At 34.1% G+C, this 11,877-nt stretch carries 17 protein-coding genes; 7 read left to right on the top strand and 10 right to left on the bottom strand.

Going from position 1 to position 11,877, the window contains the following annotated elements; translation table 11 throughout:
• Nucleotides 1-37 precede the first annotated feature (37 nt).
• The 10 genes from EG359_RS04355 to EG359_RS04310 form a co-directional block, all read right to left on the bottom strand.
• Nucleotides 38-415, bottom strand: a complete 378-nt coding sequence (locus EG359_RS04355; protein WP_076351601.1) for a VOC family protein — start codon at nucleotides 413-415, stop codon at nucleotides 38-40.
• A 277-nt stretch (nucleotides 416-692) separates the two neighbouring features.
• Entirely contained in the window at nucleotides 693-1,346 is a 654-nt protein-coding gene (locus EG359_RS04350) for a DUF2306 domain-containing protein (RefSeq protein ID WP_164463039.1), read from the bottom strand.
• 63 nt (nucleotides 1,347-1,409) lie between these two features.
• Nucleotides 1,410-1,868 carry a DUF2750 domain-containing protein gene (locus EG359_RS04345; protein ID WP_076351605.1) on the bottom strand — a complete coding sequence of 153 codons (459 nt, stop codon included), beginning with the start codon at nucleotides 1,866-1,868 and terminating at the stop codon, nucleotides 1,410-1,412.
• A gap of 21 nt (nucleotides 1,869-1,889) precedes the next feature.
• The gene (locus EG359_RS04340; RefSeq protein WP_076351606.1) at nucleotides 1,890-2,378 is read right to left on the bottom strand and encodes a hypothetical protein; all 489 of its coding nucleotides are present in this window, start codon (nucleotides 2,376-2,378) and stop codon (nucleotides 1,890-1,892) included.
• A 32-nt stretch (nucleotides 2,379-2,410) separates the two neighbouring features.
• The gene (nudK, locus tag EG359_RS04335) at nucleotides 2,411-2,992 is read right to left on the bottom strand and encodes a GDP-mannose pyrophosphatase NudK (RefSeq protein ID WP_076352081.1); all 582 of its coding nucleotides are present in this window, start codon (nucleotides 2,990-2,992) and stop codon (nucleotides 2,411-2,413) included.
• Nucleotides 2,993-3,080: 88 nt separating this feature from the next.
• Nucleotides 3,081-3,656 carry a hypothetical protein gene (locus EG359_RS04330; protein ID WP_123867271.1) on the bottom strand — a complete coding sequence of 192 codons (576 nt, stop codon included), beginning with the start codon at nucleotides 3,654-3,656 and terminating at the stop codon, nucleotides 3,081-3,083.
• Between the two features lie 9 nt (nucleotides 3,657-3,665).
• Nucleotides 3,666-4,577, bottom strand: a complete 912-nt coding sequence (locus EG359_RS04325; protein ID WP_076351608.1) for a TIGR01777 family oxidoreductase — start codon at nucleotides 4,575-4,577, stop codon at nucleotides 3,666-3,668.
• 30 nt (nucleotides 4,578-4,607) lie between these two features.
• On the bottom strand, nucleotides 4,608-4,952 hold the full coding sequence (locus EG359_RS04320) for a hypothetical protein (protein WP_076351609.1): 345 nt from the start codon (nucleotides 4,950-4,952) through the stop codon (nucleotides 4,608-4,610).
• A 5-nt stretch (nucleotides 4,953-4,957) separates the two neighbouring features.
• Entirely contained in the window at nucleotides 4,958-5,560 is a 603-nt protein-coding gene (locus EG359_RS04315; RefSeq protein ID WP_076351610.1) for an HPP family protein, read from the bottom strand.
• Nucleotides 5,557-5,766 (bottom strand): arginase family protein, encoded by a 210-nt coding sequence (locus EG359_RS04310; RefSeq protein WP_174567005.1) that lies wholly within the window; start codon nucleotides 5,764-5,766, stop codon nucleotides 5,557-5,559. The genes EG359_RS04315 and EG359_RS04310 overlap by 4 nt, the downstream gene beginning before the upstream one ends.
• Nucleotides 5,767-6,113: 347 nt before the next feature.
• On the opposite strand from EG359_RS04310, the gene EG359_RS04305 reads away from it, so the two are divergent.
• From EG359_RS04305 to EG359_RS22695, 7 genes are all read left to right on the top strand, one after another.
• On the top strand, nucleotides 6,114-6,446 hold the full coding sequence (locus tag EG359_RS04305; RefSeq protein ID WP_076351611.1) for a single-stranded DNA-binding protein: 333 nt from the start codon (nucleotides 6,114-6,116) through the stop codon (nucleotides 6,444-6,446).
• Between the two features lie 14 nt (nucleotides 6,447-6,460).
• Nucleotides 6,461-6,916, top strand: coding sequence for an HRDC domain-containing protein (locus EG359_RS04300; RefSeq protein WP_228434883.1), 456 nt, complete (start codon nucleotides 6,461-6,463; stop codon nucleotides 6,914-6,916).
• A 123-nt stretch (nucleotides 6,917-7,039) separates the two neighbouring features.
• On the top strand, nucleotides 7,040-8,407 hold the full coding sequence (gene hisS, locus EG359_RS04295; RefSeq protein WP_076351613.1) for a histidine--tRNA ligase: 1,368 nt from the start codon (nucleotides 7,040-7,042) through the stop codon (nucleotides 8,405-8,407).
• A gap of 129 nt (nucleotides 8,408-8,536) precedes the next feature.
• Complete coding sequence (locus EG359_RS04290) at nucleotides 8,537-9,019, top strand: SHOCT domain-containing protein (protein ID WP_076351614.1); 483 nt, start codon at nucleotides 8,537-8,539, stop codon at nucleotides 9,017-9,019.
• 111 nt (nucleotides 9,020-9,130) lie between these two features.
• On the top strand, nucleotides 9,131-9,994 hold the full coding sequence (locus EG359_RS04285; protein ID WP_084180278.1) for an SHOCT domain-containing protein: 864 nt from the start codon (nucleotides 9,131-9,133) through the stop codon (nucleotides 9,992-9,994).
• Nucleotides 9,995-10,135: 141 nt separating this feature from the next.
• On the top strand, nucleotides 10,136-10,999 hold the full coding sequence (locus tag EG359_RS04280; RefSeq protein ID WP_084180279.1) for a PH domain-containing protein: 864 nt from the start codon (nucleotides 10,136-10,138) through the stop codon (nucleotides 10,997-10,999).
• An 11-nt stretch (nucleotides 11,000-11,010) separates the two neighbouring features.
• Nucleotides 11,011-11,868, top strand: a complete 858-nt coding sequence (locus tag EG359_RS22695; RefSeq protein ID WP_084180280.1) for a PH domain-containing protein — start codon at nucleotides 11,011-11,013, stop codon at nucleotides 11,866-11,868.
• Nucleotides 11,869-11,877: the final 9 nt, after the last annotated feature.

The raw sequence follows: 11,877 nt of genomic DNA, 5'->3' as shown, positions 1-11,877 counted from the left end.
ATCTTATTTGTGGTTTAATAAAAAAGTTTAAACAGCTTTAATAATTGCTTACTTCAATGAGATTTTCGTCAGGATCACGGAAATAAACTGATTTTATCTTCCCCACAGCACCCGTTCTATCTACAATTCCCTCAATAATTTTAATGTTTTTCTGTTTCAGTTCTTCCACTACTTCTTGAATATCCGTTTCTGCAATGAAACAAAGATCTGCAGAACCACAGGTTGGTCTGTCAGCCTTAGGTTCAAACTCATGACCTTTTTGATGCAGGTTAATCTTTTGATTTCCAAAGATGAGTGCCTTTCGGTTGTCTCCGAATGTTACTACTTCAAATCCCATAATCTGAGTATAAAATTCAATCGTCTTTTCTATGCTGGCAACCGTTAGTACAATGTGGTCTATATTCTTTATTATCATTTTTTTCTTTTTAGTATAAATGTTTCATGAAAATACCTGAAATCAGTGATTTTTAGAGTTGTTTTGATGTCTTTCAAAAAAAAATATTATATTGGATTAAAATAACTTTATGGGCTGGGAGCTTACTGATATAAACTGGGATTTTCTTTATCTGGTACTTATTTTGGCGATTTTTACTGCAATGGCTTATCTCATGATGCGGTTCTGTAAAAGATGGACAATGAAGAGTAATTATGCCGTATTTTTAAACTTACTGGTTTTCCTTGTTTCATTTTTATCAATACTGTTTACTGCCGTTGTTATTTTCCTGGCGAATGTCTCTTTTGAGCGGTAATAAAGGGCGATTTCTTTTAAGAATTAAATAAGCAATCAATAAGTTTACAACAAGGGCCAGCCAAACATTGAGACCATAGAAAAGCTCATAATCATGGTACTTTTCATTATAAAATAAATTTTTAACGATTCTGAATGTAATGGCAGTCGTGGTAACGGCATAGCTTAGAATCATATAATTTTTATGATCAGCCACATTCCCTTTTTTAATGAAAAGCACAGCTTTAATGGTAAAATAAGCCCAAAGAATATCCTGAATTAGAAATCCTACAATTCCTGTTAATCCACCATTTGAAAATAATCCCAACACAAAGCATGCAGGAACATTAATGACAAGAATATTGTATACGTAGATCTTTCCAATGATTCTATGCAGCTTTTTATTCTCTTCTAAAAACAGATCTGAAAACTGGGTTAAGCCTGCCAAAAGACAAAGCGTTATTGAGAAAATATGGATGTAAAAAAAAGTCATCCAGTAAGGATTATCAATCACGTTTTGTTTAAATGCGAGAAATCCTACATTTTTTTCAAGGGAAGTATATTGGGAAATCGTTTTCAGCATCAGAATACTGAAAATTATGACTGAAATTCCAGCCATTATTTTAATCATCTTTATTCCCAAGGTCTTTAGCATGTGTTGATTAATATAAGGATATGTACATTAATCTTTCAAAATTTCCCTGAACTGGCTTTCAAGGTCCTCCATATTTTCGAATTTTCTCAGTTCCAAAGATTTTCCGGTAGTTCTAAGCTCTTCAATACTATCGATAATAACCTCCAGAGGTTCGGCTTCATAACCGAAAAGATGGCTGTCAAAATTAGTTCCTACGATGAGACCGTCATTGTTCATCCCTAAGCACCAGTTTTCTATAAACTCTCTGAGGGAAATAGGAAAGACTTCATAATGATTCCATTCCTGATCCACACAGGATTTTGCTCTTGCAGCGTCTGACCAGAAACAAACGATCTGTGCCGGTTCACCATCTTCATCTTCTATTTCGTTGGAGTAGGAAGTTGCATATCCTTTTTCATCCTTTAAGGCATACACTGTTTCTGTTTCAATGATTTTTTTTATAAAATCTTTATAACGGTTTTGAATGGTAATATGATCCTGTATCATTTTAAAAATAATTATTATAAGCTATTTTTTACGACTGCTTGTGTATATTATTTCAGGGTTTTTTCCGTCAAGATCTCTTTTTGTTCTGCCAAATAATCCAATTTCTATATCATTGGGTGCTTTATTCTCAATCTCTGACGGGTTTACATAGGTGTACATTCCGTAGCCATGTCCGGAAATTATCCAGCCGTCCGTTTTTGTTAAATGAATGGTACTGAAATCACCGGCAGGACCTCCTGCAAACACCGGCCCAAATTCTTTCATCTGCTTTATTGCTTCATCATTTACATTTTTAATGGTGTCGGTATTTTCAAAAATAAGGTAAGTCCCGTTTTTAAAAAGAACCCAGTCTTGGAATTTAGGGTTTATTGCGAGCTTTACATGTTTAATAATTTCTGAGTTATCCATTATTCTGATATTTGAATTGGTTGCTTTTTGGTCTTTATCAACCTGATTACAACTTGTTAAAAATAGAATAAAAGCTGTAATCAATACTTGAATTTTCTTCATACATGAATTGCTTTAATGCAGACGTTGCTAAACTATATAATATTTTTAAGTCTCAGATATTGCAGCAGCATAATCGTTTTTGCATCTTTAATCTCTCCGGAGTCAATCATGGTAAGTGCTTTGTCAAAAGAAAGTTCTAAAACCTCAATGTTTTCACCCTCTTCTTCAAGACCACCACCGTTTGTTATCTTCATTTCATTGGAATATTCAGCAATAAAGAAGTGAAGAATTTCTGTTACAGAACCGGGAGACATATAAGCTTCAAATACTTTTTCAACTTTTGATATCTTATAGCCTGTTTCCTCTTCTGTCTCTCGTTTTATACAGTCTTCAGGATTGTCATTGTCTAAAAGCCCTGCACAAGCCTCAATAAGCATTCCTGTGGTATTTCCATTGATGTAGGTGGGTAGTCTGAACTGCCTGGTTAGAATAACCGTGTTGGTAATTGCGTTGTAAAGAAGGATAACAGCGCCATTTCCGCGGTCATAAGCTTCTCTGCTTTGCGTTTCAGTAGTTCCGTCTTTTTTTTGAATATTGAAAGTTACTTTGTTTAAAGTATACCAGTTATCTGAAAGGATTTCTGTTTTTAAGATTTTTATTCTGCTGTTCTGCATAAGCGTTTTTTCCATAATATATTTCAATTGCTTGGAGTGATTTTTTAATTTTGGTATTTATTGATGATAGCTTTTAAAATTTGAAAAATTAATTATTCTTCAGGATAAAAGTAAGTTTAGAATTTTTAATGAAGTCTTCCATAGAAGTTGCAGCTGTTGCATTTTTATTGGTAAGTTCAATAAGATAATTGGATGTTCCTGGTGATTTTCCGTCTTTAGAAGTCATATTAAAAACCTTTACTTCGGGACTTGAACTGAGAAAACTCAGATGATGAGTATCCATTATTTTCATATTGGACATATCAAAGGAAGCGCGGGGGTCTTTCTGAAGTTTGTAAAATTTCCTCTGCATCTTGTCGGTATTGTCTGTGAGGAATTTTTCTACCAGATAATCTGTTAAAAGCTGTGGATAGATAATGCCTTCCTGAAGCAGTATTTTTGTTTCCTTATCATTTTTATCGTAATTAATAATTTTATCATCAAACATGACCAGACTATCTTTTACGGTTATTTTACCGGCAAATTTTTTATAATTTTTCTTTTTGTATTCATTTTTGAACTGTTCGGTAAGAGCTTTTTCCTTTGCATTCAGAACCTCGTTTTTCTGTCCAGAAACGGAGATGGAAAGCAGAAGAAAAAGCATAAATACGTGTTGTCTTTTCATAATACCAAATTATTTTTCATGATTTAATAAATTTTCAAGTGCTTCTTTCAAGTCCGGAAACTGAAATTGAAACCCTGCCTCCTGAATTTTCTGTGAAGAAGCCCTTGAACCCTCTAGTATAGCTGTTGCCAGTTCACCAAACATTAATTTTAAAATAAAACCGGGAACATTAGGCATGAATAAAGGTTTATTAAGTACCTCAGCTATCTTCTTGGTCAAATCAGTATTGGTGGCATGTTGAGGTGAGACAGCATTATAAGCTCCATTTATAGAAGTGTTTCTTAAAGCAAACTCATAGATAGAACATATATCCTCAATATGGATCCATGGCATATATTGCTTTCCGCTCCCCAAAGGTGATCCTATATAGGACTTGATAGGAGGGATCATTTTCTTTAACGCCCCATCTTTTTCAGAAAGTACAACAGATGTCCGTATTTTGACAACTCTTTCAGCAATATTTTGCTCTTTGAATTTCTCTGCGGCTTTCTCCCAAAGAACAACCACTTCACTTAGGAAATCACTGCCTGCAGAGTCCTTTTCTGTGAAATTTTTTTCGGTAGTTTCAGTACCATAATAATTGATACCTGAAGCGGAAATAAAAGATTTAAGCCGTATGTCTTTTTTCTTCAATGTATTCAAAAGCAATCCCGCCGAATCAATTCTGCTGGATATTAATTCCTTTTTTCGTTCTTCGGTCCAGCGTTTTTCCGATATATTAGCTCCCGCCAGGTGAATGATATGAGAAACGTTTTCCAGTGCAGATTCATCAATGGTACCCTTTTTTATGTCCCATTCATATTCATTATTACGTTCTTTTTTTCGGGTAAGCAACCGTATGTCATACTCGTTTCCTATTCTTTTAACCAGTTCCCGTGCAATCATGCCGCTGGCTCCTGTAATCAAGACAATTTCTTTCATAATAATACATTTGAGAGAGGTGCAGATAATTTAGACTTGGCTTTTTACAATCAAAATAAAATTTTCTTCCAGAATTTTATAGCCATAATCGTAGATAAACCTATATTCTGATCCATTTTTATAAACTTTCAGGTTGGTGAAATACTCAAAATCAAAACCCAAGCCATCTAGCTTAGATTTTGCAATCTTTGTTTTACCATCGGTATTTATTTCTTTCAGAATACGGTAATTTTTGCGAAGCTTGTTGTTCACATTTCGCATCAGATTTGTAGAATCCTTGTTCTGCTTATTATTGTAGGCATTTCGGCAGGCATCGTTGCAGAATTTTTTATCAGACCTCCCGATAATTTTTTCGCCACATTCCAAACAATTCATAATCTTTATTTTTTCATTTTGTGTGCATGTGCGTGTTTTTTTCTTAATAATCTTATAAACCTGCTATGAGTAGGATAGCTTCTGTTAGATGTTATATTATTAAAAAGTAAAGCCACGAGCAGAAGAATAATACATCCTGACAGAACAGGGGAGATGACGTACCAATATCCTAATTCCGGAATTTTTCCAGTAGAACTCACTGCAATCAATGCGGTAGCTCCACCAGGAGGATGTAAAGTTTTTGTATACTGCATCAATACAATTGAAAAAGCTACGGCAAGGGGTGCAGAAAGCCATATGATATCCGGAACAATCTGATAAATGGTAACTCCCACCAATGCAGAAAGAACGTGTCCACCCACCAAATTTCTCGGTTGAGCCAAAGGACTCTGAATTGCTCCATAAATAAGAACACTTGAGGCCCCAAAAGAGCCAATCAAAAATATATTCTCAGTTTGTGCTAAAGAGTGGGACTGAATAAATGCAATCAATCCAATTCCGAAAAAAGCACCTAAAAATGACCAAAAATGCTCTTTGTAATCAACCAGAGTTTCCTTATAGATTACATATTTTGAGACTCTGAATGTTCTTTTTATAGTCTTCTTCATTTATTCTTCTTTATTTTTATAATTTGAATTAAATTTTCTACAAAAGGTAGGGTATAATTTCCATTTTCATCATAATCAGGATCCAGAATGGTAATTTCTATTCCGAAGCACAGAGGGTTTTCAATCAACGGTTCCAATATCTCCTTAAGATCATCATAACTCAGACCATCTTTCATTCTGCTATCTACGGCGGGTATTATTGTCAAAGATACGGAATTATGCGTTTGTAAATGGGTAGTACTATACGTGTTTTGATTTTTAATTTTTAGATTTTAACGCAGTTTTAATATTAAATTATTCATAGCTTTTTAGTTTTAGAGTTTGTTTTTATTTTATCGTCTTATTCATATTGGAACAGAAGCTAAAAGTAGTATTGAATGTGAGAAAGAATAATGTTCTTTATAAAAATTATCCGACAACAAACGAATACAAATGAATTTAAATAGTTTATAACCGACTGATCCTTGGCGGTATTCCAATCTTTGCAATAGAGATTTGAGAAAACAGTGAACGTCTCTTATCTGAAAACATTAATCTTTAAATTCTAAAACTTATGTCACTAAGAAACAAAGTAACCTTAATCGGTTACACAGGTAAAGAAGTTGAAATGGTAAACTTCGACAATGGGAATGTAAAAGCGAGTGTATCTTTAGCTACCAGCGATCATTACACAAATGCTAAAGGCGAAAAAGTAGAAGAAACGCAATGGCACAATCTGATTGCTTTTGGAAAAACGGCAGAAATTTTTGAAAAATATGTTCCAAAAGGAAAGGAAATTGCCATAGAAGGAAAGCTTACGTACAGATCATATGATGATAAAGATGGCGTTAAGCGATATATTACAGAGATTCGTGTAGACGAGATCCTGCTGTTAGGCGGTAAATAATTTAAAAAACACAAATGATGAAAGTAAAAGTTTTTAAAATCAGGCTTCCTGAAGAATTACTCTACAAGGATCAAAAGATGCTGGATGATTTTCTGGAAGCAAATGAGATTATAAAAGTAGAAACAGCTTTTGTAAATGATGAATGTTATTGGTCTGTTATTTTGTATTTTGAAGAACATAAAATGTTGAAGAATACAGTAAAAGAACCAAAGGCTATTAAATATTCTGCTGATAACGATTCCTTAAGCTATGATGAAGAACAGATTTTGAATGCCTTGAAGCTCTGGAGATCAGAGAAAGCAAGGGAACAAAATCTACCCACTTACTTTATTGCAAGTAACAAGGAACTCGTATCTGTAGCCAAGTATAAGCCTGCTAGAAAAGAAGAATTGCTTGATATTAAGGGGTTTGGAAAGCATAAGATTGAAAATTATGGGGAAGAAATCCTGGAAATCCTGGAAGGCGTCTGATTTTTCAGAATAAATGATCACATAATGACAAAAGCTGAGGAAGATTATTTCTTCGGCTTTTTTATACTGTGTAAATTCCTTGCAATTCCTTACTTTTGCGTATATCAAAATGAAATATAAGAAATGAAGCCAAGTTTAGCAAAAGGAACGAGAGATTTTACGGCACAGGAAGTTTCCAGAAGAAAATATATCATGAATATTTTACAGAATAATTTTGAATTATTCGGATTTCAACCGTTGGAAACGCCAAGTTTTGAAAATCTTTCTACATTAACAGGAAAGTACGGGGAAGAAGGAGATCGTCTAATTTTTAAGATTCTTAACTCAAGTATTAATGAAGCGAAAGATGATAAAAAGACTCTAATGCTTCATGACTTTCAGAGAGCGTTGGAGAAACCTTTCAGTTCAGATAACCTTACAGATAAGGCGCTTCGTTATGACCTTACTGTACCTTTTGCAAGATTTGTAGCAATGAATCATGGAAAATTAACATTTCCATTCAAAAGATTTCAGATACAACCGGTATGGAGAGCAGACAGACCTCAAAAAGGAAGATATAGAGAATTTTACCAATGTGATGCCGATGTGGTAGGAAGTGAAAGCTTATTACAGGAAGTGGATTTGGTTCAACTATACCTGAAGTCATTCTCTGAGTTGAAAGTTCCTGTAACGATTCATATGAACAATAGAAAGATTCTTTCCGGATTGGCTGAATATGCAGGAATTACAGACAAACTGATTGATTTTACCGTTGCTTTGGACAAGTTGGATAAAATTGGAAAAGACGGCGTGGTTAAGGAACTACTGGAAAGAGAAATCTCTCAGGAGTCTATTGATAAGTTGGATTTCTTATTTGAGCAATCTGATGATGCATTAGAAAACCTACTTCAGCTAAAAGAAAAATTTGTTGGTAACGAAATAGGATTACAGGGAGTAGAGGAATTAGAGTTTGTTCTTACACAATCCTTAAACTTAGGGGTTGATATGCAGAATCTGGTATTCAATATTACGTTGGCAAGAGGACTTGATTATTATACCGGAGCAATCTTTGAGGTGAAAGCTGATGAAGTGGCGATGGGATCCATCGGTGGTGGTGGTAGATATGATAATCTGACAGAAGTTTTTGGGGTAAAGAATATTCCGGGAATAGGAATTTCATTTGGACTGGATAGAATCTATTTAGTAATGGAGGAACTAAATCTTTTCCCAGAAGAAGCATCTTCTAAAATAGAATATTTATTTGCTAATTTCGGAGGAGAAGAAACAACTGAAGCACTAAGGTTGATCATGCAGCTAAGAGGAAAAGGAGTTTCAGCGGAACTATATCCTGAAAGCGCAAAAATCAACAAACAATTTACCTACGCTGAAAAGAAAGGAATTAAGAACCTTGTCTTCCTTGGTGAAGAGGAAATAAAAAATGGAACCGTAACTTTTAAAAACCTTGAAGCTGGGGAGCAGAAAACTGTTTCTTTGGAAGAGTTTTTGGGGTAAAAAATAATTTTATAGATAAAGGAACAGCTCAAGGCTTTTTATAAAGAATAACCTTGGGCTGTTTTTATTAGAACTTAAAATGATTAAGGTTTAGAAAACCGTCTTATTTTTTATTTTAATAAGAAACTGATGCAAAATATAAGATATCAAGTTCAATATATTAATCCAGGCTTGCTAGTATGGGTAGTAGAGGATATTGATCAACTTCCGGATATTTTGATGGAGGATGAAAAAGTAATTCATATTATTGATGGACTGTATAATGAAAAGGCAACGTTACTATTGTCAACGGAAACCAGATTAATTTTTAAAGGATTGGGAACCGATGATATCGAAGTTATTCCTCATGAAAGGATAATAGAGTTACAGTATCTGGAGCCTATTCTTAAAATCAATACTGAAGAAAATATTTTTCAATTTGAAAATAAGGATTCAAAGCTTGCCTTAGGATTTTGTAAAGCGGTGAATATCACTCTTGGATATCAGTACGTTGAAGAAGATCAAGTACCTGTTCTTGAACTTTTAGAGCAATTGGGAAAACTTAGAGAAAACGGAATATTTACCGATGAAGAATTTGCAGAACAAAAGAAAAGACTTCTAGAAAAACTCTAAGTCAATTTATGTATTAATCGAATCAGAATTTGTATTTTGGGTCGATAATAGAAAAAATAGAGTAAAAGAGATACTCTGTTTTTAATGAAAAACTTTTAAACATAAAAACAGATGAATACTATTTGTGCATTATGCGGAACACCGCTAACGTCTACGGATATGCTTGTAGGAAAAAATAAACTTGCAGATGGCGGTTACCTGTGTGCTGAATGTTTTAATAAAGCAATTACAATCAACAGAGATCTTATCAATAATCTTGATCAGTTTTATTTCGCTGAAATTACAGGAATGTTCCTTAAAAGTAAAATTGATGCCAGCCAGAATCCTGGAAACTCTCCCTATGCAGGATCTAATAATTTTGAATATGATGCACCAACCAGGCTTGATGAGATCAAGGATCAGATTGTTGCCCTTAATGCCAGACTAAGTGTGTTGGCCAATGAAGAGGTGAATGAGCTTGATAAAGTATTGGATGGAGATGAAAGGCTGGTAGCTATTGCAGAATGTATAGATCTTCATAGCAAAAGGGAGGGAATTATTTTTTCAACACAGAAGAGAGTAATTTTCATGGATAAGAAGTTCTTGGGAGGAATTGTAAAGAGAGAATTTACTCACCAGGACATTATATCCTTAGAACAGATTGAAAACCTTCTGTATTCCATATTGAAAATAAATACAAGAGGAGGTGCAGCAGAGTTTAAACTGCATAATAAAAATGATGGAAGAGCATTTTGTAATATAGCAAACGGACGTATTAACGAGCCTGCAAAACCACTCAATCAACAGGTAAGACAACCACAATCACTATATCAAAATACTTCAGCTCAGACTTCACAAAGTTCAATCAATACTCAAAAAGAATCTCCGGAAGTGATTTTCTCACAGTTGGAAAAGCTTGGAAAACTTAGAGAAATGGGAGTTTTAAGTGAAGAAGAGTTTACGGCTCAAAAAGCAAAATTATTGGAAAGACTTTAATAACTTTCTCAAAAAGAATAACTCAATGACTTACATTTTGATTGAAAATAAATCTTCATTTGTAATTTAAGTTGATATAAATTGGAACGAATTATTTTATCTCTTTTTTGATTTAAATTTTTTTTTAAAATAAAAGCTAGAATGAACACAAATTGTGCTCTATGTGGGATTCCGTTAACAGCCATGGATACAGTTCTGGGGGAAAACAAACTTTCAGACGGAGGCATTCTATGTAATAAATGTCTGAATAAAGCAACAAATATTAATAAAGACCTTGTATATGACCTAGGTAATTATAGCTTAGTACAGGTAAGGGATATTGTGTTGGGAGAAAGCATAGAAGAAAAAGAGGAAGAAATAGAGCTGAAACCTATGGTAGAAACTTCTGTATCACGCACGGTAGTAACATTTTCACATTCTTTTCAGATAAATGTTGGCAAAAAAGAGCCTGAAGAACCCACAAGACTCGACGAGATAAGGGATCAAATCGTTGCCTTGAATGCCCAGATCAGTATTTTTGCAAATGTTGAGGTAAATGAACTGGCCAATGTTCTGGAGAAGGAGGAAAGACTTATTGCCATTGCTGAGGGAAAATATCTAAATAATAACCTGGATGGGATTTTAGTTTCAACGGAGCGTAGAGTGATTTTTATAGATAGAAATCTTTTGGGGAATGGCAGGGAAAATGAATTTCCTCATCATAAGATTGTATCAGTACAACATAGTTACGGATTGGTTTCTTCCGAATTGAAATTATATACAAACGAAGGAATAAAAGCAGAGTTTAAGTTTAATAACCGAAATGCTGCAAAGATTTTCTATGAATCTACACAAAACTATATACACAGTCTTCAAAATCCTTTGAGACAACAGGGAGCCACGAGAGAAGAAGATGCAGGCGCTGTCTTTGAAAAGCTGGAGAAACTGGGAGAACTTAAAGAAAAAGGTATTTTAACCAATGAAGAATTTGAAATGCAGAAGAAAAAACTGCTGGATAAATTATAAAAAACAAGAAAATGAGTAATAACTGTTCATTGTGTAAAGCAGAATTAACGTCTATGGATACTCTTCTGGGAGAGAATAAACTTGCAGACGGTGGCGTTTTATGCAATAAATGCTTAGATAAAATAAGCTATATCAATCAAGAGCTGCTGTACAACCTTAATAAGTTTAGCATTGATGATATTAACAGCATGATAGAAAACAAGAAAGAAGAGCAGAATCAACCTGTAGTGGTAGAAGAAAATCTTCCCATGGCTGCAGATTCTGAACCTCAAAGCATTTCCCGAGAAGTTTTTAAACGTAGAAAGCAAAAAATAAAAAACGAACTTGAAAATCTAAACGTCAATCTTTCCGTTTTTACTAAAGGTGAAATTAAGGAGCTTCCTAACCTTATTTCTGAAGATGAAAAGATTATTGCTGTCACAGATGCACAGTTTGTAAAGACATTAGATGCCGGAATCTTGGTGGCAACACAGAAAAGAATGCTTTCAGTATCAAAATCAATGTTTGGAGCTGCAAAGATCATTGACTATCCCAATGATGCCATTAAATCTGTAAGTTTTGTTACAGATCCAAGATCACCAATCATTAAACTACATTTGGATGAAAGAGTAATAGAGTTTGAGTGCTACCTTGATAGAGAAGATGCTGAAAAGTTCTATGATACCATAAAGGGAATTTATAATCAGCCTCAGGAATCTCAAACCCAGCCTGTGGAAAAGCCTAAAAAACAAACCCAGCCTGTAAAAACACTATCAACCGAAGAAGTTTTTGAACAGTTGGAAAAATTAGGAAGACTTCGAGAAAATGGAGTTTTGACAGACGTTGAATTTGCAGAACAAAAAAAGAAGCTTTTAGAACAACTTCAATAATACTAGTGA

This window comes from Chryseobacterium joostei, from assembly GCF_003815775.1.
Taxonomy (GTDB): domain Bacteria; phylum Bacteroidota; class Bacteroidia; order Flavobacteriales; family Weeksellaceae; genus Chryseobacterium; species Chryseobacterium joostei.
This window is presented reverse-complemented; position numbering and strand designations above follow the sequence as displayed.